This is a genomic window from Noviherbaspirillum sp. (assembly GCF_035254685.1).
Classification (GTDB): Bacteria; Pseudomonadota; Gammaproteobacteria; order Burkholderiales; family Burkholderiaceae_D; genus Noviherbaspirillum.
This window is the reverse complement of sequence record NZ_DATFAI010000045.1, coordinates 59,307-83,854: the sequence shown is the minus strand read 5'-3', so window position 1 is coordinate 83,854 and position 24,548 is coordinate 59,307. Positions and strand designations below refer to the sequence as shown.

General features: G+C 61.8%; 23 protein-coding genes and 1 other RNA gene. 7 read left to right on the top strand and 17 right to left on the bottom strand.

Annotated features, from left to right (window positions below):
• Positions 1-8 precede the first annotated feature (8 nt).
• Together VJ698_RS21335 and VJ698_RS21330 are read left to right on the top strand one after the other, a co-directional pair.
• The gene (locus VJ698_RS21335) at positions 9-1,055 is read left to right on the top strand and encodes a 4Fe-4S binding protein (RefSeq protein WP_324104826.1); all 1,047 of its coding nucleotides are present in this window, start codon (positions 9-11) and stop codon (positions 1,053-1,055) included.
• 1 nt (position 1,056) lies between these two features.
• Entirely contained in the window at positions 1,057-2,901 is a 1,845-nt protein-coding gene (locus VJ698_RS21330; protein ID WP_324104825.1) for a nitric oxide reductase activation protein NorD, read from the top strand.
• A 15-nt stretch (positions 2,902-2,916) separates the two neighbouring features.
• Here the strand turns inward: VJ698_RS21330 and rquA are convergent, their stop codons facing one another.
• Genes rquA through frdA form a run of 5 tightly spaced genes read right to left on the bottom strand, consistent with a single transcriptional unit; the run spans position 2,917 to position 6,998 of the window.
• Positions 2,917-3,654 (bottom strand): rhodoquinone biosynthesis methyltransferase RquA, encoded by a 738-nt coding sequence (gene rquA / locus VJ698_RS21325; protein ID WP_324104824.1) that lies wholly within the window; start codon positions 3,652-3,654, stop codon positions 2,917-2,919.
• A 48-nt stretch (positions 3,655-3,702) separates the two neighbouring features.
• Entirely contained in the window at positions 3,703-4,059 is a 357-nt protein-coding gene (gene frdD / locus VJ698_RS21320) for a fumarate reductase subunit FrdD (protein WP_324104823.1), read from the bottom strand.
• Positions 4,056-4,469, bottom strand: a complete 414-nt coding sequence (locus VJ698_RS21315) for a fumarate reductase subunit C (protein WP_324104822.1) — start codon at positions 4,467-4,469, stop codon at positions 4,056-4,058. The genes frdD and VJ698_RS21315 overlap by 4 nt, the downstream gene beginning before the upstream one ends.
• The gene (locus tag VJ698_RS21310; protein ID WP_324104821.1) at positions 4,466-5,221 is read right to left on the bottom strand and encodes a succinate dehydrogenase/fumarate reductase iron-sulfur subunit; all 756 of its coding nucleotides are present in this window, start codon (positions 5,219-5,221) and stop codon (positions 4,466-4,468) included. The genes VJ698_RS21315 and VJ698_RS21310 overlap by 4 nt, the downstream gene beginning before the upstream one ends.
• Positions 5,214-6,998, bottom strand: coding sequence for a fumarate reductase (quinol) flavoprotein subunit (frdA, locus tag VJ698_RS21305; protein WP_324104820.1), 1,785 nt, complete (start codon positions 6,996-6,998; stop codon positions 5,214-5,216). Before frdA ends, VJ698_RS21310 begins: the two co-directional genes overlap by 8 nt.
• Before the next feature lie 354 nt (positions 6,999-7,352).
• Here frdA and VJ698_RS21300 point away from each other — a divergent pair, with 354 nt between their 5' ends.
• Positions 7,353-7,613: a DUF4148 domain-containing protein gene (locus VJ698_RS21300; protein WP_324104819.1), complete on the top strand. Its 261-nt coding sequence runs from the start codon at positions 7,353-7,355 to the stop codon at positions 7,611-7,613.
• 465 nt (positions 7,614-8,078) lie between these two features.
• Here the strand turns inward: VJ698_RS21300 and rnpB are convergent.
• Positions 8,079-8,428, bottom strand: an RNA gene (rnpB, locus tag VJ698_RS21295) — RNase P RNA component class A.
• Between the two features lie 72 nt (positions 8,429-8,500).
• On the opposite strand from rnpB, the gene VJ698_RS21290 reads away from it, so the two are divergent.
• From VJ698_RS21290 to VJ698_RS21280, 3 genes are all read left to right on the top strand, one after another.
• Entirely contained in the window at positions 8,501-10,207 is a 1,707-nt protein-coding gene (locus VJ698_RS21290; protein ID WP_324104818.1) for a thiamine pyrophosphate-binding protein, read from the top strand.
• A gap of 70 nt (positions 10,208-10,277) precedes the next feature.
• The gene (locus VJ698_RS21285; protein ID WP_324104817.1) at positions 10,278-10,508 is read left to right on the top strand and encodes a hypothetical protein; all 231 of its coding nucleotides are present in this window, start codon (positions 10,278-10,280) and stop codon (positions 10,506-10,508) included.
• A 64-nt stretch (positions 10,509-10,572) separates the two neighbouring features.
• Positions 10,573-11,091: a hypothetical protein gene (locus VJ698_RS21280; RefSeq protein ID WP_324104816.1), complete on the top strand. Its 519-nt coding sequence runs from the start codon at positions 10,573-10,575 to the stop codon at positions 11,089-11,091.
• Positions 11,092-11,250: 159 nt separating this feature from the next.
• Here the strand turns inward: VJ698_RS21280 and VJ698_RS21275 are convergent, their stop codons facing one another.
• From VJ698_RS21275 to VJ698_RS21240, 8 genes are all read right to left on the bottom strand, one after another.
• Positions 11,251-12,018, bottom strand: a complete 768-nt coding sequence (locus VJ698_RS21275; RefSeq protein WP_324104815.1) for an enoyl-CoA hydratase — start codon at positions 12,016-12,018, stop codon at positions 11,251-11,253.
• Positions 12,019-12,194: 176 nt separating this feature from the next.
• Positions 12,195-13,391: an acetyl-CoA C-acyltransferase gene (locus tag VJ698_RS21270; protein WP_324104814.1), complete on the bottom strand. Its 1,197-nt coding sequence runs from the start codon at positions 13,389-13,391 to the stop codon at positions 12,195-12,197.
• A gap of 31 nt (positions 13,392-13,422) precedes the next feature.
• Positions 13,423-15,810, bottom strand: coding sequence for a 3-hydroxyacyl-CoA dehydrogenase/enoyl-CoA hydratase family protein (locus tag VJ698_RS21265; protein WP_324104813.1), 2,388 nt, complete (start codon positions 15,808-15,810; stop codon positions 13,423-13,425).
• A 160-nt stretch (positions 15,811-15,970) separates the two neighbouring features.
• Positions 15,971-17,761: an acyl-CoA dehydrogenase C-terminal domain-containing protein gene (locus VJ698_RS21260; protein ID WP_324104812.1), complete on the bottom strand. Its 1,791-nt coding sequence runs from the start codon at positions 17,759-17,761 to the stop codon at positions 15,971-15,973.
• 25 nt (positions 17,762-17,786) lie between these two features.
• Positions 17,787-18,434, bottom strand: a complete 648-nt coding sequence (locus tag VJ698_RS21255) for a TetR/AcrR family transcriptional regulator (RefSeq protein WP_324104940.1) — start codon at positions 18,432-18,434, stop codon at positions 17,787-17,789.
• A gap of 278 nt (positions 18,435-18,712) precedes the next feature.
• Positions 18,713-19,090, bottom strand: coding sequence for an RNA-binding S4 domain-containing protein (locus VJ698_RS21250; protein ID WP_324104811.1), 378 nt, complete (start codon positions 19,088-19,090; stop codon positions 18,713-18,715).
• A gap of 205 nt (positions 19,091-19,295) precedes the next feature.
• The gene (locus tag VJ698_RS21245; RefSeq protein ID WP_324104810.1) at positions 19,296-20,045 is read right to left on the bottom strand and encodes a sulfite exporter TauE/SafE family protein; all 750 of its coding nucleotides are present in this window, start codon (positions 20,043-20,045) and stop codon (positions 19,296-19,298) included.
• An 8-nt stretch (positions 20,046-20,053) separates the two neighbouring features.
• On the bottom strand, positions 20,054-21,037 hold the full coding sequence (locus VJ698_RS21240; protein WP_324104809.1) for a DMT family transporter: 984 nt from the start codon (positions 21,035-21,037) through the stop codon (positions 20,054-20,056).
• Positions 21,038-21,135: 98 nt separating this feature from the next.
• On the opposite strand from VJ698_RS21240, the gene VJ698_RS21235 reads away from it, so the two are divergent.
• Entirely contained in the window at positions 21,136-22,023 is an 888-nt protein-coding gene (locus VJ698_RS21235; protein WP_324104808.1) for a LysR substrate-binding domain-containing protein, read from the top strand.
• 8 nt (positions 22,024-22,031) lie between these two features.
• Here the strand turns inward: VJ698_RS21235 and VJ698_RS21230 are convergent, their stop codons facing one another.
• The 3 genes from VJ698_RS21230 to VJ698_RS21220 form a co-directional block, all read right to left on the bottom strand.
• Positions 22,032-22,814, bottom strand: a complete 783-nt coding sequence (locus VJ698_RS21230; protein WP_324104807.1) for a ferritin-like domain-containing protein — start codon at positions 22,812-22,814, stop codon at positions 22,032-22,034.
• Positions 22,815-22,844: 30 nt separating this feature from the next.
• A complete protein-coding gene (locus VJ698_RS21225) occupies positions 22,845-24,017 on the bottom strand; it encodes a hypothetical protein (RefSeq protein WP_324104806.1) in 1,173 nt (390 codons plus the stop codon).
• 71 nt (positions 24,018-24,088) lie between these two features.
• On the bottom strand, positions 24,089-24,514 hold the full coding sequence (locus tag VJ698_RS21220; protein ID WP_324104805.1) for an SgcJ/EcaC family oxidoreductase: 426 nt from the start codon (positions 24,512-24,514) through the stop codon (positions 24,089-24,091).
• Positions 24,515-24,548 lie beyond the last annotated feature (34 nt).

The following is a 24,548-nucleotide window of genomic DNA, read 5'->3' as shown; positions in this document are numbered from 1 at the left end:
GCTGGCACATGGCTGCACCGCAAACCCAGGCGCTGACGGGGCCGCGCGTCGCGCCCGCGACCGGGAAAAACACGACTGGCTTGCTCGGCATACGGGTGCAACGCTGGCGGCAAATCACGCAAACCGGATTCTTCCTGCTGTTCATCCTCTCTCCGGTATTCGACATCTTCCGTCTCGACCTGAACGTCAAGCATTTCATCTTCTTCGGCCTTGACTGGACACTTGGGCTGGATGATTTTCTCGCGGGTCGCGCAACGGCAGCACAGGCCTCGCTCAACATCGTCTTGCGCGGCTTCCTGCCGCTGCTGGGCATCGGCGGAACGCTCATCTATGTAAGCTGGAAATGGGGACGCCTGTATTGCGGCTGGCTCTGCCCGCATTTCTCGGTCGTTGAGACCATCAACCGGACCCTGCGCCGCGCCATCGGCAAGCAAAGCCTGTGGGACAAGAAGCGCATCCCGGCGCGCAATCCCGACGGCAGCCAGACGCAGCATGATGCGATCTGGTGGTTCGCAGTCATTCCGCTGGTGATCTGCTGCGCGATGCTGTGGGCGGTCGTGCTGCTGACCTATCTGCTGCCGCCGGCGGAAATCTACGGCAACATCTGGCACTGGACGCTCACGCGCAACCAAACGGTATTCCTTAGCGCTGCCAGCATTGCCTTTTTCGTCGAGTTCATGTTCGCGCGCCATCTGTTCTGCCGCTATGCATGTGCGGTCGGTTTCTTCCAGAGCCTCGCCTGGATGGCCAACGACAAGGCCATGGTGGTCGGTTTCAAGCGCGAGCGTGCCAAGGATTGCTCGACCTGCTTTTCCGCCTGCGATCACGTCTGTCCGATGCGCCTGAACCCGCGCAACGTGAAACGCATGATGTTCGCCTGCGTACAGTGCGGACAGTGCGTCGACGCCTGCGACCAGACGCAGGCGAACAATCCGAACGGACAACTGCTCGACTGGGTGCACGAGCTCCGTGCCGAGTCGGAAGCGGCATTCAACGTCAGTGCCGCGCGCACCATAATGATCAAGCGCGCACCGTCTGAAACCAAGGAAGCGTGACATGGAAGAATTCGTCGGCGGCTTGTGGGACAAGCTGATCACGCGCACTGCCTATCGCGGCTTTCCGAAGGCGCGCGTCGAATTGAAGGAAATGGAAAAGATCGCGCCGATCTTCTTTCGCGCGCTGGGCGGTGATGCAGGCTTGAGCATCCGCGCCGGCAATGCCACTGAGCACGGTGCACGGCGCAGCTGGCTGGAGCGCGTGGCGGGCATCGGCGAAAAGATCGAACTGGCCTGGTGCGATGACGTCACATTGCACCTGCCTTTATCCATCGATATCTATCCGGAGCGCGAGCAGAATCGCGAACTTTATCTCTGGCTGATCGCACTCGCCGCGCATGACGTGGCGCCTGACGAAAGCTGGATCGTGCGCAGCCAGGAAGCAACGCAGGCAACCTTGCGCGCGCTGCCTGGCCTGCTCCCTCGTTACATAAAACTGGCGGCCGCCGAAATTGCGAGACGCCCGGCACCGGGCACCCTGCCGCAGGACGAAGCAGCAGCGGAAGCGACTATTCAGGCTGCCCTGCGCGAACCGGGTTCGGTCAGCGACTTCATTCCGGGACGTCGCATGCCGGCACCCGTGCCACTCTGGCTGCACCCCGATCCGCCGGCCACGATGGGAGAACAGCGCAAGGCCGGCAGCGCCGAACCGCAACAGCCCGAGGGTGGCAAGGTCGAGCGCGATGCCGAAACACGCAAGCGCCGGGCCGAGAACGTGGACATGCCCAAGCCGGACAGCCCCTTCATGCTGCTGTTCCGCGCCGAGAGCCTGTTCTCCTGGGCGGAATATGTGAAGGTCAATCGCGATCTTGATGAAGACGACAACGACGACGCAGCCAAGGCAGCGAATGATCTCGAAGTGATGAGTGTCGCGCAGGATGGAACGACCACCGCCAGCCGGGTGCGCTTCGACCTCGACCTGCCGGCCGAGGCGGACGACGACCTTGTGCTCGCCGATGGCATCCTGCTACCAGAATGGCACTATCGCAAGCAGCAGATGCAAGACAAGCACTGTCGCCTGCAGATGCTGCTGGCGCGCGATGCCGAACCTTGCGAATTGCCGGTGGCCTTGCGCGCGAATGCCAAACGCTTGCGCAACCAGTTCCAGGCGCTCGCGCCGCAACGCGCCCGCCTGCGCGCGCAGACCTCGGGAAGCGATCTCGACCTCGACGCCTGCGTGCGTTATGAAGCGGAGAAAGCGAGCGGCGTGCCCTTGTCCGAACCGGGGCTGTATATCGACAGCCGCAACCAGTTGCGCGATTTGTCCTGCCTGCTGCTGGCCGACCTTTCCTTGTCGACCGATGCGTGGGTGAACAATTCCGCCCGCGTGATCGACGTGATCCGCGACAGCCTGATGCTCTTCGGTGAAGCCTTGTCTTCGACCGGCGACCGGTTTGCGCTGTATGGTTTTTCCTCGGTGCGCCGCGAGAACGTGCGCTATCACCTGCTGAAGGGTTTCGACGAACGCTATGGCAGCACAATCCGCGGCCGGCTCGCGGCACTCAAGCCAGGCTTCTACACGCGCATGGGTGCGGCGATCCGTCACTCGGCCGCGATCCTGTCAAAGCAGAAGTCGGCGCGGCGCCTGTTGCTTATCCTGACCGACGGCAAACCGAACGACCTCGACAAGTATGAAGGGCGTTATGGCATCGAAGATACCCGCATGGCGATCCAGGAGGCGCGGCGACTCGGCCTGATGCCGTTCTGCGTGACCATCGATGAAAAGGCGGGCGATTATCTGTCGCACCTCTTCGGCGCGGGCGGTTACGTCGTGGTGCGCGACGCAGCAATGCTGCCCCAGGTATTGCCGAAGCTGTACGTGCAACTGACCGGCAATGCGCATTGAGGGCAAGCCCTTCAGTCAGCCCTGGCTGCTTCTGCCCACTGTCAGCGTGAGCATCTGGTACAGGCCGCCGAAAAAAGCCTGCCTGCGCACGCTGGTGACCGTGATGTCCTTCGGCAACCAGGCCGTCACTTCCTCGCACCACAGATCACAGGCAAACGGCTCCAGCCGGTCCAGCACCGGCCGCCACAAGTAACGCAGCGGATTGAGCGCAACGGGGCGTGCGTAGTCGACGATCGTCAGCGTTGCGCCGGGACGCAGCACGCGCAGGATTTCAGACAAGGTTTTCTCGCGCACCTGCGGCGGCTGCTCATGCAGCAGGAAGAACAACAGCGCACGGTCGAAACTGTCGCACTCGAAGTCAAGCGCCTCCGAATTCATGCAATGCAGGCGAACGGGCGAGCCTGCCGGCAGTTTTTTCGCGAGATTGTCCAGCTGCTGCGGGAGGACGTCCACCACGTCCAGCATTCCTCCTTCAGGAATGCATTGCGCGAGGCGTTGCGTGAAGTGGCCGTAGACGCAGGCGACCTGAAGCGTTCGCCCCGGCAGGTGATGCCCATGCGCCTGCAGCACGGCATCGCACAGACGGTTGTAATTGCCCCAGAGGATGAGGTTGACGAGCCATTGACGCTCGAACACCTTGAGCGCGTCCGGATGGACGTAGGCCCACCAGTAATGGGCCTGCAGGTATTTCGGCACCGGCAACTGGCGGCGGGCCGGCGCCGCGCCGGCGGAATCGTCGAACGGGCCGGTCATGCAGTCCCCGGCGCCGTCCGACCGCTGGCAAACATCAATGCTTCGCCTTCAGAAACCGACCACCAATACGGCATAGATGGCCAGCACGCTGCAGATGAATGCCGTGCCGTAGCAGGCCATCTTCGAGGCCGGGCTCGGATGGATGCCGACGTCATGCAGGCTCTTGAAGATGCGATGCGCCGCATGCCACAGGAACAGGATGATCACCGCCAGGATGCAGAGCTTGCCGAAGATGTTCTGCGCGAACGCCAGCATGCGCGGATAGCTCATCATGTCGTGCGGCAGAAGGCCGAGCGGGATCGCAAGACCGGTGATGAAGATCAGTGCCGGCCCGGTCAGCGCGGACAGCATGCCGCCACCGCCGAAGAGTGCCCAGAAAATCGGTGCGTTGGATCTCTTTTTCATGGCTTCACACTCCAGACCAGCAGAAGAATCGCCACTGTAACGATGATCGCAGCCACGACGCCGACCGTGGTGATCACGCTGCCCTCGACACGCTTGCCGTTGGAATACATCGGCGGCATGGTCTTGGGCATGATTTCGAACCACGTCCAGGTGTGATACACCAGCCCGACCAGCCCGAGCAGGTGCAGCACGAGCGAGATCGGATGCGTCAGCACCGCGAGCCAGCTGTTGTAGGCGGCTTCGCCCCTGGCGAGGCTGAGCAGCCCGACCAGCAGCATGATGGCGTAGGCGGCAACCACGAAGGCAGTCACTTCGCGCATCATGTATTTGACGAAGAACGGGTTCTTGCGCCACCAGCCATCCATGGATCGCATGTACGGCCGGCGTGCGTCACCTTGCGGATTGCTCATCTCACGCCTCCTTTCGGACGGAACAGATTCGCGAAGAAATCCTTGGCGCTGTTGATTTTGTTGAGATTGACCGCGCTGGCCGGGTCCACGCCTTTCGGGCAGACCTCGGAGCAGTAGCCGACCGCCGTGCAGTTCCACACGCCCTCTTCCGCATTCACCAGCTCCATGCGTTCTGCCTTCCCGCCGTCACGGTTGTCTTCGTTGTAACGGTGCAGCAGCGCCAGTACGCCCGGTCCCATGAAGTCGCTGTTCAGTCCGTACTGCGGGCAGGCCGCGTAGCACAGCATGCAGTTGATGCAGGAGCTGTACTGCTCGTAGCGATCCCGCTGTTCCGGCGTCTGCAGGTACTCGCCCTGGTCGAGCCGGCGCACTTCCTTCGCGACAATGTAGGGCTTGATGCTCTCCAGCTTGTTGATGAAGCTGTCCGGACGCACCACCAGGTCCCGTTCGATCGGGAAGTGGTTGAGCGGCTCGACGCGGATCTTGCCCGGATAGAAGGTGCGCAGGAAGGTGTGGCAGGACAACTCGGGCTTCCCGTTGATCATCATGCCGCAGCTTCCGCAGATCGCCATACGGCAGGACCAGCGGTAGGACAGCGTGCTGTCGAGCTCTTCCTTGATGTACTGCAGTCCCTGCAGCACCGACATGTCATCGGTGAAAGGCACCGAGTACGTCTGGAAGAACGGCTCGTTGTCCTGCTCGGGGCGATAGCGCAGTACTTCGACCTCGATCGTCTTTTGCGTATCAGCCATGGGCCTTCTCCTTCTGCTCTGCCGCCTCGCCCGCGGCGCCATACGCGCGCACCGCAGGTTGCGACTTGGTGATCTTCACATCACCCCAGCTGATGCCCGGTGCGTCGACGCCGTTGTACGTGGCGAGCGTATGCTTGAGGAAGTTGACGTCGTCGCGTTCCTCGTAGCCGTCAATGCGTTGGTGCGCGCCGCGCGATTCCTTGCGGTTGAACGCGGAGTAGGCCATGGCCTGCGCGACGTCGAGCTGGAAGCCGAGTTCGATGGCCTGCAGCCAGTCCGTGTTCCAGACGCTGGACTTGTCGTCCACGCCGATGTCGCGGTAGCGCAGCTTGAGCTCATCGATCTTGTCGCAGGTTTCCTGCATTTCCTTACCGATGCGATAAATGCCGCAGCCGCGTTCCATGGCCAGCGCCATTTCCTTGCGCACGACGGAGATGCGTTCCTTGCCACCTTCGCGCTTGACCAGCGACAGCGCGCGCTGCTTCGCATCGCCTGCCTGCTTCACGATGCTCGAACCGGCGCTGTACGACACCGAGCGCGCGAATTCTGCCGCCTCGTCGCCCGCCACCTTGCCGAACACGCAGAGCTCGGCCAGCGAATTGGAACCAAGGCGGTTCGCGCCGTGGATGCCGACGCTCGAGCATTCGCCGGCGGCGTACAGCCCGGGCAGCGGCGATGCCGTCCTGCCGTTCACCGTGATGCCACCCATGGTGTAGTGCACCGCAGGGCGCACCGGGATCGGCTGGTTGACCGGGTTGATGTTCATGAAACGTTCGGCCATCTCGCAAATCAGCGGGAGGCGTTCCAGAATGTGTTTCTCGCCAAGATGGCGCAGGTCGAGCAGCACTGCCGTGCCTTGCGGCGTTTCAATGGTGCGGCCCTTGCGGTCCTCATGCCAGAAGGCTTGCGAAAGGCGATCGCGGGGACCAAGCTCCATCGCCTTCTTGCGCGGCCACGGATCCGGCGGGCCGAGACCGTAGTCCTGCAGGTATCGATAGTTGTCCTTGTTGACCAGGATGCCGCCTTCACCGCGGCATGCCTCGGTGAACAGCAGGCCCGTGCCCGGCATGCATGTCGGGTGGTACTGCACGAATTCCATGTCGCGCAGCGGCACGCCGTGGCGATACGCGAGCGCCATGCCGTCGCCGGTCACGATGCCGCCGTTGGTGCTCTGGCGGAAAACGCGCCCTGCGCCGCCGGTGGCGATCACGACCGACTTGGCCTTGATGAGCACGAACTTGCCGGTGCTGATCTGGATGGCGAGCACGCCCTGGCAGCGTCCATCCTCGACAATCAGGTCGCTGACGAAGTATTCATCGAAGCGCTTGATCGACGGGTATTTGATCGAGGTCTGGAACAGCGTGTGCAGCATGTGGAAGCCGGTCTTGTCGGCCGCGAACCACGTGCGTTCGATCTTCATGCCGCCGAACGCGCGCACGTTGACGTGACCGTCTTCCTTGCGGCTCCACGGGCATCCCCAGTGTTCCATCTGGATCATTTCGCGCGGACAGTTCGCGACGAAGTATTCAACGACGTCCTGTTCGCATAACCAGTCGCCGCCATGCACGGTGTCGTTGAAATGGTGGTCCAGGCTGTCGTGCGACTGTGTCACGGCGGCCGATCCGCCTTCCGCAGCCACAGTATGGCTGCGCATCGGGTAGACCTTGGCGATCAGTGCGACTTTCAGTCCCGGATCCTTCTCGGCGGCTGCAATGGCAGCGCGCAAACCCGCACCGCCCGCACCAACGATAGCAACATCGGCTTCAAAAATTTCCACAGTAGCCCCTTCCTTATCGTGGCGAGATTTCCGTCTTGCAACGGTTGTCTCCAATATAGGAGGGCGACTATTTATCTCCAATGACTCAGGTCAAAGTTTGAAAACCCTGAGCAAATCAGTCGGGAAATCGACGATGTTCCCATAATTTTGGGCAACTTTCGCATCATTATTTCCAAACCAGGAATGATGCATTGATATTTACGCTGTTTTTCTCTCGCAGCGCAATGCTTAAACTGTGCTTCATCGATGAGCACACACGCAAGCCAGTGTGCGATTCACCGAGGCAGGCGTCAATGGCCGGTGGCTCAACCGGGCAGGCGCAACCCGAACCAACATTGAAACTGGAGAATGAAAATGAATGCGAAACACCTGATGACCGCCGTTGCAGCCTTTGCCCTCGCCGGTTCTGCTCTTGCCGCCGGCAATACCGAGTATGTCGACTTCAGCAATGTACAGTCGGTGAAGACCCGCGCAGAAGTCCGTGCCGAACTTGAGCAAGCCTATCGCCAGGGCGCGCTGTCGCAATCCGAATATGTGCAGTTCGACCGCGTCGCATCCAGCCGCTCGCGCGACGATGTGCGCACGGAAGCGCTGCAGGCCGCGCGCAATACTTAGGACCGCACCTATTTCGGCAGCTGATCAAGCTGCTTGAACTGATCGATCTGATCGAGGTAATTATGCCGAGTGAAGGTTTGAGCCACGATGAAGAACGCCACTCCTGCAGTGGCGTTTTTTATGCGCGCCATCAGTGAGCGTCGCTAGCGGTAGCGCAGCGGATATGCATGTGAAAAGCCCGCTGGTCGTGGGAGGAAGTTCCGAAGGCAGGGAGGCGCTTCCGGATGCGCCTGGAAGTACTGCTTCGCGGCCGCTATGTAAGGGGCATCCGGATCCACTTTCCCGCACTATCGCTGTTTCCGTCCCACGGCCAGCGGACTCTCCATGCCGTGAACCGAGGCTTCGAACTTTACCGGAAACACCCCTGCCTGCGTTGAGCTTGCTCAAGTTGCACACCATGGTGCGCAGCAGCGAATTGCGTACAAGCGGAAGTTGGATCTGGCGCAAGCCGGAGGAAGAACATCAATGTGAAGCAAGCCGATAGGCCGGATTCTGTTACGACGATCGAGGTTGCCCCCGCTCGTTATGACAGTCATTCCTCTAGGCCGTGAATTACTCCACGGCTCAAGCTTCCTACCCGCACGCTCCGCGAGCAACATCATCGCGTGCCTATTTGGAATTGCTCCAGGTGGAGGTTACCGCGTTTCACCCTTTGTGACGCAGGAAGGCTTGCGCCTCCTGCAGTCCCAAAGACTCGTCTCTGTGGCCCTGTTCCGCGCCTCACGGCGGACGGTCGTTAGCCGTCACCCTGCTCTGTGGAGTCCGGACCTTCCTCCCGCCACCTTGCGATGGCCAGCGACTGTCTGGCTTGCTTCACGCCGCAATTCTACCTCATCACCCGCCCCCGCGTTTTCTGATACGGTAGTGTTTTTCCCTCTTGAAAAGCCATGCCGACCACACGTACCGGCGGCCAGATCCTGGTCGATGCACTCAAGACGCACGGCGCCGACATCGCCTTCGGTGTGCCGGGCGAAAGTTATCTCGCGGTACTCGATGCCTTGCACGATGCGCCGATCCGCTTCATCGTCAACCGACAGGAAGGCGGCGCAGCATTCATGGCAGAAGCCTACGGCAAGCTGACCGGCCGCCCCGGCATCTGCTTCGTCACGCGCGGCCCGGGCGCGAGCAACGCGGCCATCGGCGTGCACACGGCGCAGCAGGATTCGACACCGATGATCCTGTTCATCGGCCAGGTCGGCAACGACTTTGTCGAGCGCGAAGCCTTCCAGGAAATCGATTACCGCCGCATGTTCGGCACCATCGCGAAGTGGGTCGCTCAGATCGATCGGGCCGAACGCATTCCCGAATATGTCGCGCGCGCCTTCCAGGTCGCCACCAGCGGCCGACCGGGCCCGGTTGTCCTGGCGCTGCCGGAAGACATGCTGGGCGAGCGCGCCGCCGTGGCGGATGCGCGTCCGTACCAGCCGGTGCAGGCCGCGCCGTCTGCGCAGCAGATGGCGCAGTTGCGCGCCCTGCTCAGCGCAGCGCAACGCCCGCTGGTGGTACTCGGCGGCGCGGGCTGGAACGAAGCAGCCTGCGATGAGATGCGACGCTTCATCGAGGCCAACGCGCTGCCCGCCGCCTGCGCATTCCGCTTTCAGGACCTGCTCGACAATCGCCACCCGCACTATATCGGCGACGTCGGCATCGGCATCAATCCGAAGCTTGCCGCGCGCATCCAATCGTCCGACCTGATCCTTGCCATCGGCCCGCGCCTCGGCGAAATGACGACGGGTGGCTACACCTTGCTGCAGGCGCCGTTGCCGCGGCAGAAGCTGATCCATGTTCATGCCTCGACAGAGGAACTCGGCCGCGTCTACCAGGCGGACCTGATGATCAATAGCGGCATGCCGCAGATCGCCGCCGCGCTGGCGGACATGGCGCCGGTCGATGCGACTGCCTGGCGCCACACAGTGGCGGAGGCGCGCGCGGAACTGGATGCATGGCAGGCAGAACCGCCGGTGTTCAACACCACCACGGCGAAACTCAACCTGTGGCAGGTCATGCAGGCACTGAAAGCGCAACTGCCCGCCGACACGCTCCTCGCCAACGGAGCAGGCAACTTTGCCACCTGGGCGCACCGCTTCTGGACGTATGCCGGATTCCGCACGCAACTCGCGCCCACCTCCGGCGCCATGGGCTATGGCGTGCCTGCCGCCATCGCTGCAAAAATCATCGAACAGCAGCAGGGCAAGCAGCGCATGGTCCTTAATTTCGCCGGCGACGGCGACTTCATGATGAACGGGCAGGAACTGGCGACGGCGGTGCAATATCGCGCCGGTGTTCTCTTCATCCTCTTCAACAACAGCGCCTACGGTACGATCCGCATGCACCAGGAGCGCGAACATCCGGGCCGCATATCGGGAACAACCCTGCAGAATCCCGATTTCGCCGCGCTGGCCCGCGCTTATGGTGCGAGCGGCGAAACCGTTGACACCACGGCGGCGTTCGCGCCGGCGCTGCAGCGCGCACTGTCGCACATCGCGTCGACCGGCCTGCCTGCACTGGTCGAATTGCGCTACGACGTCGACCTGATCTCGCCGAACGCAACGCTTGCATCGATCCGCAAGGCAGCGCAGGAGGCCGGGCGCTGACCCAGGCCTGACGGAGTACTTTCGCCAGCAGGAGGCCAGCGACGGTTGCCGTGCCAAACGCAGAATGAGAATGCTGCTCAAGCATCTCTCCAGCGGCGATCCGTCCGCTGCCTTGCAGACGCTGCGCACGCGCATTTCAGCCTGGCCAAGCAAGGCCGGCCTGCTGCATACAAGCAAATGCCCCGACTTGCCATTCGGGATGCCGAAGCAACTGGCCTTGCACACCGCTTCCCTGCCGTCCTTCCCTTTGGGACTTTGTTCAGCATGCAGAGAATTTTTTCGCCTGAATCATGTCAAGTAGTACACAGCAAGACCGTTGCGCTGGACACGCACATTGAATTCCTGTCATCCGGATTTTTTGTCATATGGCACTTGTCTCCATTACCGAGGCCGCAAAACTCGTTCGCCGGAACCGTTCGACGATCTATCGTGACATCGAAAAGGGCCGTCTGAGCAAGACCGTTTCCCACGAGGGAGAGACGCAGATCGACACGTCGGAACTGCTGCGCACCTATGGCCGCCTGCATAGCGGCGAGGATGACGAAGACGAGCCGGCAAGCCACGACAAGGTGAAGATCGCGCTGCTGGAGGAAAGGAACCGCTCGCTCGAACGCGCGCTTGCGCTCGAGGCCGAGTTGCGCAAGGTAAAGGACCAGGTGACCAACGAGCTGCGGGCGCGCCTTGCAGACAAGGAGAGCGTGATCAAGGTACTGGAAAGCAAGGTGCTGTTCCTGGAATACGACAAGCAGGTCGAATCGCTCTCGACGCAGCCGCGTGAAGACGACAACGATGCGAAGCGGCAAGGCGACGACGATCCCGGAGCCAGGCAAGGCTGGTGGGCGCGCCTGCTGCACAAGAAGCATGGATCATCGCTGTCGAAGTAAGATCCTTCGCTGCAATCTCCGTAGCAGGCTTCTTCTCTTCGGCGGCTTTGTGACATGACATGAGGCCAGCCCGGAATCCGGCAGGTACGCACCAAGAAAAAGCCCCGCTGCATGTTGCAACGGGGCTTTCAAGAAGGCATGGCAACCGTTCGAACTGTCTTATTCGAACTTGGTGAAATCCGGCCTTCTCTTCTCGAAGAACGCAGTAAACGCCTCCTTCGCTTCGCCAGACATCAGCATCGCGCCGAAGTGCTTGTTCTCTTCCATCATGCGCGCATTGATCGCCTCGGTCTGCGCGCCCTTCATCATGCGCTTGGTGACGCGCAGCGAGGATGCAGGCAGCGCGGCCAGCGCCGCCGCTTTTGCCTGCGCGAATTCATTCAGTTCAGCGACCGGCAGGACTTGGCTGACCATGCCCATCTCGTACGCTTCCTGCGCCAGAAATGCTTCGCCGAGCAGCAGCTTCTCCGCCGCGCGCGGATAGCCCACCATCTGCGGAAAGAGCAGGCTGGAGGCGAATTCCGGGCACAGGCCGAGCTGGGTAAAGGGCATCGCGAATTTCGCGTTCTCGGCGGCGTAGACGAGGTCGCAATGCATCAGCAGCGTGGTGCCGATGCCGACCGCGTTGCCCGCCACGGCGGCGACGACAGGCTTGCTGGCGCTGCTCAGATTGCGCATGAATTGCGCCACCGGACGGTCGCCGACTTCCGCCGACGAATTCTTCAAGAAGTCTTCCAGGTCATTGCCGGCCGTGAAGACCTCCGGCTTGCCCTGGATCAGGATGACGCGTACGGCCTTGTCGCTTTCCGCATCCGCGATCGCATCGGCCATCATCTGGTACATCTGGGTGGTAATGGCGTTTTTCTTTTCAGGACGATTGAATTCGATCGTCAGAATTCCCTTCGCCTTGCTGGTGAGAATATCCATAAGTCTCCTGTAAAGTCCTGGTGTGGGCTATCGATGCCATAGATCAAGCAATGGATTGTGCCCGATTATCGGAAAGCGCGTGTGGCCGGCTCCATCGTTTCCTCCAACGAAAAAAGCCGTACAGCGCTTGACCGTACGGCTTTCCGTCAGGGCTCGCGCCTGCCTCTTCCTGTGCCTTATACGCGCTCGAAGATGCCTGCGGCGCCCATGCCGGTGCCGACGCACATGGTCACCATGCCGTACTTCAGGTTCTTGCGGCGCATCGCGTGAATTACTGTCGCGGAACGGATCGCGCCGGTCGCGCCGAGCGGGTGGCCGAGGGCGATCGCGCCGCCCATCGGGTTCACCTTGGCCGGATCAAGGCCGAGATCCTGGATCACGGCCAGCGATTGCGCGGCGAAGGCTTCGTTCAGTTCGAACCAGTCGATCTGGTCCTGCGTGATGCCTGCGGCACGGCACGCGGCCGGAATCGCTTCCTTCGGCCCGATGCCCATGATTTCCGGCGGCACGCCGCGCACCGCGAACGACGAGAACTTGGCCAGCGGAGTCAGGTTGAACTGCTTCAGGATCCTTTCGCTGACGAGGATCAGCGCGCCTGCGCCATCAGAAGTCTGCGAGCTGTTGCCCGCAGTGACGGAACCCTTGGCCGCGAACACCGGCTTGAGCTTGCCCAGCCCTTCCATGCTGGTATCCGGGCGCGCGCCTTCGTCCATGCTGACAGTGCGGGTCTTGATGTCGATCTGGCCCGTTGCCAGGTTGGGGAAGCGTTCGATGATCTCGACGGACGTCATCTCGTCATTGAATTCGCCGGCTGCCTGCGCCGCCAGCGCCCTGCGATGCGATTCCAGCGAGAACTGGTCCTGCGCCTCGCGCGAGACCTTCCACTGCTGCGCCACCTTCTCTGCCGTCAGGCCCATGCCATAGGCCATGCCGACGTTCTCGTCCTTGAACACATTCATGTTGATGGACGGGTGGTGGCCCATCATCGGCACCATCGACATCGACTCGGCACCTGCAGCGATCATCACGTCAGCCTGGCCGACCTTGATGCGGTCAGCGGCCATGGCGACGGCGGTGATGCCCGATGCACAATAGCGGTTGATCGTGACGCCACCGACCGTGTTCGGCAGGCCGGCAAGCAGCACGGCGTTGCGCGCCATGTTCAGGCCTTGCTCCGCTTCCGGGAATGAGCAGCCGACGATCGCGTCTTCGATCAGTTTCGGATCGAGGTTCGGCACCTGCGCCATCGCGGACTGGATCGCACGCACCAGCAGGTCGTCCGGACGGACGTTCTTGAACATGCCGCGCGGCGCCTTGCCGATGGGCGTGCGGGTTGCGGCGACGATGTATGCTTCTTGAAGTTGTTTGGTCATTTGTTTGCTCCGTGTCCGTGGGGATGGGCGATCAGTTGCGGACGGGTTTGCCGGTCTGCATCATGCCCATGATGCGTTCTTGCGTCTTCGGATGCATCAGCAGTTCCAGGAATGCCTTGCGTTCCAGGTCAAGCAGCCATTGCTCGCTGACCAGGCTGCCCTGCTCGACGTCGCCGCCGCAGACGATCTCGGCGATCATGGAGCCGAGCTTGTAGTCGTGCGCCGAAATGAAGCCGCCGTCGCGCATGTTGACCAGCTGCGCCATGATGGTGGCCATGCCGTAGCGGCCGGCGACCGGGATCAGCTTCGGCAGCGGAGCGCGATAGCCGGCGTCGAACATGGCGCGGGCTTCGACCTTCGCCACGTGCAGCAACTCGTACGGATTGAACACGATGGTGTCGGTCGGCTTCAGGTAACCCATCTGCTGCGCTTCGAGCGCGGACTTCGACACGTTGGCGGTCGCCGCATTCAAGAAGTAGGTCTTCAGGAACTGCAAGATGTCGTTACCCTTCGCGTCATTGGCAGCGCGCACCGCGGCTTCCTTCAGGCCGCCGCCGGCCGGCACCAGGCCCACGCCCACTTCCACCAGGCCGATGTAGGATTCGATCGATGCCACGCGCTTGGCTGCATGCAGCATCAGTTCGCAACCACCGCCCAGCGCGAGGCCGGACACCGCCGCAACGACCGGGACGTTCGCATATTTCAGGCGCAGGATCGCCTGCTGTCCCTTGGCGAATTCCGGTTCGATCGCCTTCACGCCACCCGACATGAACAGCGGCATCACGGATTGCAGATCGAAACCGGCGGAGAATGCGCCACCTTCGGCTGCATCCGTATTCCAGATCACCAGGCCCTTGAAGTTTTTCTCGGCTTCTTCGATCGCCTTGTTGATGCCGGCGACCACGCCCAGGCTGATCGTGTGCATCTTGGTCTTGAGCGACATGATCAGCACGTCGTCGTTCTGATGCCAGAGGCGAATTGCGTCGTCTTCGAACACCGTCGTGCCTGCGGTCGCGCCGCCGGCAACGCCGTCACCGATCAGCGATGCGCGGAATGCCTGGCGCTGGTAGACCGGCAGGCTGGAACGCGGCACGTTGGTGTTCTTCGACGGCGACCACGAGCCTTCCGCGGTATGTACGCCGGTGCGGCCATCGAACACCCACTGCGGCAGCGGTGCATTGCACAGCGCCTTGCCGCTATCGATGTCTTCCTTGACCCACTGCGCGATCTGCTGCCAGCCGGCTGCCTGCCATGTTTCGAACGGGCCGGTCTTCTGGCCGAAGCCCCAGCGCATCGCGAAGTCGACGTCGCGCGCATTGTCGGCAATGGATTCGAGATGGACGGCGATGTAGTGGAAGGTGTCGCGGAAGATCGCCCACAGGAACTGTGCCTGCGGGTTGGTCGACTCGCGCAGCGCCTTCATCTTCTTGGCCGGATCCTTTTCCTTCAGGATGCGTGCAACGAATTCATCGGCCTTTGCGCCGGACGGCACATAGTCGTTCTTCGTAGCGTCGAAGCGCATGATTTCCTTGCCGACCTTCTTGTAGAAGCCGGCACCGCTTTTCTGACCGAGTGCGCCGGCGCCGACCAGCTTCTCCAGCACGGCGGGAGTCTTGTAGACGGCAGCGAACGGATCATTCGGCAGGTTGTCCTGCATGGTCTTGATCACATGGCCCATGGTGTCCAGGCCGACCACATCGGCAGTACGGAAGGTGCCGGACTTGGCGCGGCCCAGCTTGGAACCGGTCAGGTCATCGACCACATCAAAACCGAGGCCGAATTTTTCGGCTTCGTAAATCGTCGACAGCATGCCGAAGACGCCGACGCGATTGGCGACGAAGTTTGGCGTATCCTTGGCGCGCACCACGCCCTTGCCCAGGGTGGTGGTCAGGAAGGCTTCGAGCTGATCGAGGATTTCGGGGCGGGTCGATACGGTCGGGATCAATTCAACCAGGTGCATGTAGCGTGGCGGGTTGAAGAAGTGCACGCCGCAGAAGCGTGCCTTGAGTTCGGCGTCGAAGCCTTCCGACAGCGCAGTGATCGACAGGCCGGAGGTGTTGGAGGCGAAGATCGCATTCGGCGCGATGAACGGCGCGACCTTCTTGTACAGGTCATGCTTCCAGTCCATGCGTTCCGCGATCGCTTCGATGATCAGGTCGCACTCCTTCAGCACGTCGAGGTTGTCTTCGTAATTGGCCACCTGGATCAGCGCGGCATCTTCCTTGTTGCCGAGCGGCGCCGGGCTGAGCTTCTTCAGGTTGTCGATGGCACGCTGGACGATGCCGTTCTTCGGGCCTTCCTTGGCGGGCAGGTCGAACAGCACGACGGGCACTTTGGCATTCACGCAATGGGCGGCGATCTGCGCGCCCATCACGCCTGCGCCGAGCACGGCGACTTTTTTGACGATGAAATTGGACATGGGGGGTTCCTTAATCTTCTGGTGACTGGTTCCCTCCCCCTGTCAGGGGGAGGGTCAGGGTGGGGGTGCGAAGGTTGAACAGACGCTTGCGATTGTTCAGCCGCATCACCTCCATCCCAACCTTCCCCCTGACAGGGGGAAGGAGCACGGCGGCGAATCGTTAGAACAGGTCTGCGTCGAGCGCCATCAGGCTGGCTGCGCCGGAACGTGCCTGACGGATCAGCATGGCCGTCTCGGGCAGCAGGCGTGCGAAGTAGAAGCGCGCCGTCGCCAGTTTCGCCTTGTAGAAATTGTCGCCGGAGTCCTGCTTTTCCAGCGCGATCTTCGCCATTTGCGCGAAGAAATAGGCGAACACCATGTGGCCGACCACGCGCAGGTAAGGCACGGCAGCTGCGCCGACCTCGTCCTGGTTCTGGAAAGCCTTCATGCCGATTTCCATGGTCAGCTTGCCGACCTTGTCACCGATGTCGCCCAGCGGCGTGATGAACTCGGACATGGACTCGTTCATGGCGTTCTCTTCCACGAAAGCCTTCACCTTTTCGCCGAACTTGCGCAGTTTGGCGCCGTTGTCCATCAGGATCTTGCGGCCCAGCAGGTCAAGCGATTGCACGGTGTTGGTGCCTTCGTAGATCATGTTGATGCGAGCATCGCGCACATACTGCTCCATGCCCCATTCGGAGATGTAGCCGTGGCCGCCGTAGACCTGCATCGATTCCGACGTGGCGATCCAGCCGTTGTCGGTCAGGAAGGCCTTGACGATCGGCGTCAGCAACGCGACTTCGTCGGCCGCGTCCTTGCGCACCTGCTCGTCCGGGTGGTTGAGTTCGCGGTCGATCTGCAGCGCGATATAGGAGGTGAATGCGCGACCGCCTTCGGCAAATGCCTTCGCCGTCAACAGCATGCGGCGCACGTCCGGATGCACGATGATCGGATCGGCGGGCTTGTCCGGCGCCTTCACGCCCGACAGGCTGCGCATCTGCAGACGATCCTTCGCATACACGAGCGCATTCTGGTAAGCGACTTCGGTCAGGCCGAGCGATTGCATGCCGACGCCGAGGCGGGCTGCGTTCATCATCACGAACATGGCATTCAGGCCCTTGTTCGGTTCGCCGATCAGCCAGCCGACGGCACCGTCGAGGTTGAGCTGGCAGGTCGAATTGCCGTGGATGCCCATCTTTTCCTCGATCGCGCCGCACACGATCGGATTGCGCTTGCCCGGCGTGCCGTCCGCGTTCGGAATGTACTTCGGCACGATGAAGAGCGAGATGCCCTTGGTGCCCGACGGTGCATCCGGCAGGCGCGCCAGCACGAGGTGCACGATATTGGCGGACATTTCATGCTCGCCCGCAGAAATGAAGATCTTGCCACCGGTGATCTTGTAGCTGCCGTCGACCTGCGGCTCTGCCTTCGAGCGCAGCATGCCGAGATCAGTGCCGCAGTGCGGCTCGGTCAGGCACATGGTGCCGGTCCATTCGCCGGACACCAGCTTCGGCAGATAGAGCGCCTTCTGCTCCGGGGTGCCGTGCTCGTGGATGCACTCGTACGCGCCATGCGACAGGCCGGGGTACATGGTCCATGCCTGGTTGGACGAGTTCAGCATTTCGTAGAACGAATTGTTGATCGCGAGCGGCAGGCCCTGGCCGCCGTATTCCGGGTCACAGGACAATGCGGGCCAGCCGGCCTCGACATACTGCTGGTAGGCTTCCTTGAAGCCGGTCGGCGTCTTGACGGTGTGCGTTTCCTTGTCCAGCTGGCAGCCCTCGCGATCGCCGGAGTGGTTCAGCGGGAACAGCACTTCGGAAGCGAACTTGCTGCCCTCGTCGAGCACCTGGTTGATGATGTCCTTGTCAATCTCTGCGTGCGCAGGCAATTGCTTGAACTCATCTTCCACCTTCAGCAGCTCGTGCAGCACGAACTGCATGTCACGCAATGGAGCGACGTATTGACCCATGTTTTATCTCCTGACGTCTAACGTTTCAGGCTGTTTTCTTGACAGCCCTGGTGTTTGGTTTGGCAGCCGGCTTTTCGGCAGGCTGCGGGTTCTGGTAACTGCTGATCAAACGTTCGAACCCGACTTCGGCGCGGTTAACGCTGCCAGGCAACTTCAGGAAACGCGCATCGTGGTGAAGGGCAAGGATTAGGCCGTACATTTCGAAGACCAGCTGGTCCGGATCGGTACTTTCGGACAAATGACCCATTTCAATGGTCTGCACCACGCAGCGGCGCAAGGCGTTCTTCCATGCGCGCACCATGCCCGCGAGCTCCTCGCGGATAGCGCCCGGACGGTCATCGTATTCGACCGCGCCGCTGATGTAGATGCACCCCGATGCGATTTCCATCGACACGCGCTTGACCCAACGGGCAAACATCGCCTGAAGGCGGGGCAAGCCGCGCGGCTCCTTCATGCTGGGATAGAACACTTCCTGCTCGAAGTGATGGTGGTACAACTTCACGACTTCGATCTGCAAATCCTCGCGCGAACCGAAATGCGCAAACACGCCCGACTTGCTCATGTTCATCTTGTCGGCGAGCAGGCCGATGGTCAGCCCTTCCAGTCCGTCACGACTGGCGAGGTCAAGTGCCACGTCAAGAATTGCGGCGCGGGTGAGTTCGCCTTTACGCATGAATTTGGTTGTCGGATCAGCCATATGAGTTGCCACGATAGTGCCCTGTCAAAAAATCAAAACCAGCACGGGGATAAACCTGAAGCGAACGCTCGTACTATTATCCACCGTAGTATAAATGTCAAACGGGAACTTAGAGGGTCGATTCTAGAGTCCTGTGAGAGTCAATGTAGAGTCAATGCTCGAATGAAAATGCTGCCTTGCGACGCATTTCGCCGCTCCCCTTTTTCGCTGTCCGAAGCAGGGAGAAACGGCAATGCGCGGCGGAACACAAATCCTCAGTAATTCGATTTGTCCAGTTGCCGCCTGTCGCGCTTGGTCGGTCTTCCCTTGATTGTCTCGCTTGGCTCGCGGAACAGTTTTCGTTGTTCTGCCTTCTTTTGCCGCTCCGCGATGCTCTTTTCCGTTTCCGCATAGAGGGCTTGCGCCACGGTCGCGGAACCGCGCTTGTCCGACAATCCCTGCACCACCACCTCCCATTCGGTGGCGCCGTTGTCGATGTCCAGCGTGTCGCCGATCTTTACGCTGCGCGCCGGCTTGATGCGCTCACCGTTCAGGCGCACTTTCCCGCCATCCACAGCGTCGGTTGCCATTGAACGAGTCTTGAAAAAACGCGCGGCCCACAGCCACTTATCGATGCGAACGGAGTCGGACATGCTCTGTAAAGTGATGCAACTCCCTGCATTTTATAGGGTGACCGTGCTTTTTCTATCCTGCAGCGCAAAATAATGTGGCGCCACGATCCGCATCAGTTGTGCCGGCCGGCATACTTGATGCAGCATTTCTTGTCGTTTCTTGTCAGTTTTCGAATACGGACGGCCCGGGCGGGCCGATTTCTTGTGCAGCGGCATCGCCGCCGGTTTAGAAGACGTGGCGCAAGGCGAGGTGTGCGCCGAGCAACAGGATTCCCGCAAAGAAGCAGGTACGGAATGTCTCCGGCCGCACGCGCATGCGCAGGCGCTGGCCTGCAAACATGCCGGCCAGCGCAGGCAGCAGCGCGAGCGAGGATGCCCCCGCAACGGAAAGCTGGAAGATCCCGTGGTTCACCAGCACGATGCCGAGCGCGACCGTCGATACCGTGAATGACAGGCCGAGCACCTGCACCAGTTCGTCGCGCTCCAGTTCGAGCGCGTTCAGGTAAGGTACCGCGGGAATCACGAATACCCCCGTTGCCGCTGCGATCATGCCGGTGGTGATGCCGATGACCGGCGAGAGGCGTCGCTCGGCTTGGGGCGACACCGTGAAGCGCCGCTTGCTCAGTCCGAGCAAAGCATAGGCGATCAGTGCAACGCCGAGCAGCATCGTTGCATAACCGTTCTCATCGCCACCGACCCATCCTGCACCCAACCAGGTGCCGACGCAGAAACCCGCGAGCAGCGTCCAGAAACGCTTGAGCAGCGGGGCAAAGCCGGGGCCGGAAACCAGTTGCCAGATGTTGGTGACCAGCGATGGCACCACCAGCAGCGAGGCCGCCTTGGCCGGTGTCATCACGAGGCCGAGCAGTCCGATGGCGACGGTGGGCAAGCCGAGCCCGATCACGCCTTTCACGAAGCCGGCGAGCACGAAGGTGAACGTGGACGTGACAATCAACATGTTGAAACCGTGGTCCATGCCTGCTCCTACTTGCCGACCGCTTCTGCCCGATTGAGCGGCACGGCCTCACCCTTTGACGCCGACGCGGGCTTCAGGCGTGTCACGCCGACCATCACCAGCGCAAGGCCCGCCAGCTGCGGCAAGGACAGCGCCTCGCCGAGCAGCAGCCATGCGGCGAACACTGTCATCACCGGCCCCAGCGTGCCGACCGCCGCCGCGTTCCCGGCGCCGAGGCGCTGGATGGCCAGCGCCAGCCAGTAAATCGGCAAGGCCGTGGAGAGCACCGCCATCAACGCCGCGTTGGTCCAGACGCCGGCCGGCGTGGCCATCAAGGCCTGAGTCTCGCCGAACAATGCGAAGTGCCCCAGCACAAGCAGGCAGGATGCGGTGCCGGCCAGGCCCGACAAGCGCATGGATCCGATGCGGCTCACCATTTCGCCGGTGCCGACGTAGTACAAGGCATAAGTTACCGCGCTCGCGAACACCCAGGCCGAACCGGCCAGCACGCTCGCTCCCTGCCCTGCCTGATGGAGATCGTTGGCGAACGCTATTGCCAGGCCGACGTAGCAGATCGACATGGCCTGCCATGCGCGCGCGTGCGGCCAGTGCCGCGTGCGCCAGGCCTGCAGCAGCAGGACAAGTGTCGGATAGAGGTACAGGATGAGCCGTTCCAGCCCGGCGGTGATGCTGCGCAGGCCATAAAAATCGAACAGGCTCGACAGGTAATAGCCGAGACACGCCAACCCGAAGATGCGTGCGACATCGGCAGCCGTCAGCGCCTTGGCATCCGGGCCCGCGCTCTTCCAGGCGAGCCACAGGAAGAGCGGCAGTGCAAAGGCCATGCGCAGCGCCAGCAGCGTGAGCGGCTCGACCGGGCCGGCCGCGTAGGCGAGTTTGACGAAGACGGCTTTCAGCGAAAAGCCGCAGGCTGAGAGCACCGCGTACAGGCGGCCGTCCTGCGCCCAGTGGCTGGCGTAATGACGGGTGCGATGGCGAACTTTTCCAATCATGGCAGGCGGCGTGGTATGGTTGATACCTTATTCTGCCGAGAAGCCATTCCCGCGAAAATGCGTATTTTCTGTAATCAGCCTTCTCCATTTGAGAAACCATGCGCTTCGATCTGACCGACCTGCGCCTGCTGGTGGCCATTGCCGAATCGGGCAGCCTGAGCCGGGCCGCGGCAGATTTTCCGATTGCACTGTCGGCGGCAAGCAACCGGCTGCGCCACCTGGAACACCGGCTTGGGTTGAGCCTGTTTACCCGGCACGCCGACGGCATGACGCCCACGCCGGACGGCCGCATTGCGCTCGACCATGCGCGGCGGGTGCTGGCGGAAGCGGCGCAGCTCAACCAGGCGCTCGACGGGCTTGCAGGGCGACAACGTGTCGCGGTGAAACTGGCGGCGAACACGGTCGCCAACAGTACCTTCCTCCCGCCGGCGCTCGGGCCCTTTCTCATCGATTACCCCGACGTCGACCTGCAGGTCGAGGAAATGCCCAGCCAGGAGATCCTGCACGCGCTGCTGTCCGGCGACATCGACATCGGCGTGCTCGATGGCAACCTGCCCTTGCAGGGCATCGTCACACTGCCGTTCCGCCATGATCGCCTGGTGTTGTTCGTGCCCGCCGGCCACAGCCTTGCCGCACGCGGCCATTGCCACCTGCGTGATGCGGTGAACTATCCCTTCGTCGGCATGCCCGCCGAGCGCGCGATGCAGCACTTCGTGGAAGAGATGGCCACCCTGCTCGGGCGGCCATTGACGTTGCGCGTACGTGCGCCGGGCTTTTTCGCGCTGGCGCAGCTCGTGACGCAGGGCGTGGGCCTTGCGGTCATGCCGGAAGCAGCGGCGCAACGGCACGCCGCCGCGATGGAGGCGGCCATCGTCACGCTGGACGATCCATGGGCGACGCGGGAACTGCGGCTGGGCGTGCGCAGTCTGGATGGCCTGTCAGCGCAGGCCAGGCAGCTTGTCGCCTATCTCAGCCGGACGACGTAAGACCAGCGTCAGTGCACCTGCGGCGGATTGGCGTCGCTGATGTCGTCCACCAGCGCGCCGTCCGATACGACCGCGCCCAAGGTCGCTTCCTCCAGCCAGTTCCGCACCTGCAGCAGGTGCGCCCTTTCCTCGTCAAGCGCAACGCTGAAATCGGAGATCAGGGAAATCTGCTGCTGGTCTTCGGCCAGCGCGATCAGCATTTCCCAACCGACGTTGTCCGCCATTTCCCCGATCAATATCGCATGCAGCGACTGCGCGATCGTCGTGCGCGGATCGGTCACGGCCTGCACCAGGCCCATCGACTCCACGCCAACCAGGTCGGCGCAAGGCGTCTGCGAGGTCGGGTCGCCGCCGAGCGCTTCGATGGCGCTGGCGACGATGGAGAAGTGCCGAGCCTCGTCCTGGCGGATCTTCTGCAGGTCCGCCAGCGTCATGCTGGTAGTGCTGTCCTGCGTCGCTTCGAACTTGGTGATCAGCGCATCGTACAGGCGTGTGCCGGTGCGCTCGAAAGCGAGCCGCTCGCCGAGCTTGTCGAGCAGGAGTTGCGGCTGGTTCCCGAGCATCATCGAAGCGCCGGCGGCGACAGCGCCCTGCACGGTCGCAGGCACCGGCACCGAGCCGATCGCATCGGCGTCCGTGATGTATTGGCTGCGCATGTCCGCCAATGCCGTATCGTCGCCCGGCGTCGCCGGCGTCATGGATGCGGGCATGCCGGCCTGCATGGTGCTGGTTTCGAACGGAGACATCTGTACGCCGGTGCGGTTCATGCCGACGGGTATTTGCTCTTTCATTGCTGCTCCTTTATCTGATTCTCTCGTCCGTTACACCGCGACGGTGACCTTGCGGTTCAACTCCGTGCCGGGCGTCCAGATATAGCCGGCGGCGACTGTCTCGCTGGGTGATCCATCGGCATTGATCTGCGCGCGATAGTCGATCGATGCCTGGCTTTCCTGCGACTGGCTGACGAACTGCGTACCGTTGGCGCGCAGGTCGACTTCCTGCGCCAGCACCTGGCGCACGAAGTCGCGCTGGCTGGCGAACCGGATCGGTTCCGGCAACGTCCCCGGGAACAGCTCGGCCGGATCGCGCTTTTCATGCTGTTTGAACAGCTCGGCGACATGATGGAAATGGCCCAGCTCGTAATCGAGGAAGCGTTCCCAGATCGCCTTCACACGCGGATTGGTTTCCTGCTCCACGCAGCTGTAGTAGTTGTACACCTCCGTTGCTTCGTGCAGCAGCCACTGTTCCAGCAAGGTTTCCTGAGGATCGAGCAGCGAGCCGTATTGCGTCACATGCTGCTCTTCGATCGAGGCGATTTCCGCATACAGCTGGCGCGCCACCGGATCGGCAAACAACGGGCCGATATTCATGTAGTAGTCATGCGTCTGGTATTCGGAGCCGGCGATGGTCAATGCGTGCAGCTTGGTGATCGGCGCAGCCTTACGGCAGTCATAAGGTTCGCGCATGTCATCGATGGGCGAGCGGTGCTCTTCCACGGTAGGACGGCCCGGCAGGATGTCGGTGTAGCTCTGCAGGATGTTGTTCGCATCCTTGCCTTCCATGCGATCCAGCAGCGCCGCATAACGGTAAAGATGGTCGAAGTCTTCGAGCAGGCCGAAACGGTAGGTCTGCGCGATGTAGGGATCCGGCTCTGTCTGCGCCACGGCGGCGGTGACTTCAATCGCTACCTGCTCATAGGCAATCGTGGTTTCCAGCGGCGAATGGTCCGGACCGATCAGCCAGTTCACCATCGTCGCCTGGTGCTGTTCGGTGCGCCGCGTGCGCGCGAGCGACTGGCGCAGTTCGCGGCTCATCCGCTGCGCCATGTGCTGAAAGCGCAGCGCTTCGGTTTCGATGCCGTTCATCAGGATGATGCGCACGCGTGTGAACGCATCATCATCGAGTTTGCTGATCGGTTTGCCGACCATATCGCGCCAGGTGAAGCGCTGCTGTTCGAGCGGCGTGCCTTTCGCGCTGAATAAATCAAATGCCATTGCCGTGCTCCTTTCATGCAACATGTGCCTCACCATTCAAGGGTGATGAAGGAGGATGCGCAGGCGGAGATTTAGTTCCGCTCGGCGGGGACGATGGCGGGTTGCGAGGTGAGCATGTTGGCGTCGCGCGCGATGACCCAGCGCGACTGTTGCTTCTTCAGGATGGTCAGCGTGTCGCCGAAGCGCCGCACGGGCAATCCCTGCTTGTGCGGCGTCGCAGTCACGGACAAATGCGTCCAGCAGTAAGCGAGATCCGCATCGAAACCGATGTCTCGGATCTCGGCATGCGATTCAATGCGGTAATGCTGGAGCCCTTCCTCGAATGCATCAAGGAATGCCTGCCGTCCGCACATGGGCGCCTGTCCGGGAGTCAGGAAAACAACATCTTCTGCGAGCATGTCGCGCAGGCGCGCGACGTCCCCTGCCGCAGCAGCGCTTTGCCAGCTCGTAACAAGATCACGGATCGCCTCATGGTCGGCGTGCTCATCATCATGCATTGCATGCTCCTGGATTGCGTAGCGTATGCGCGCG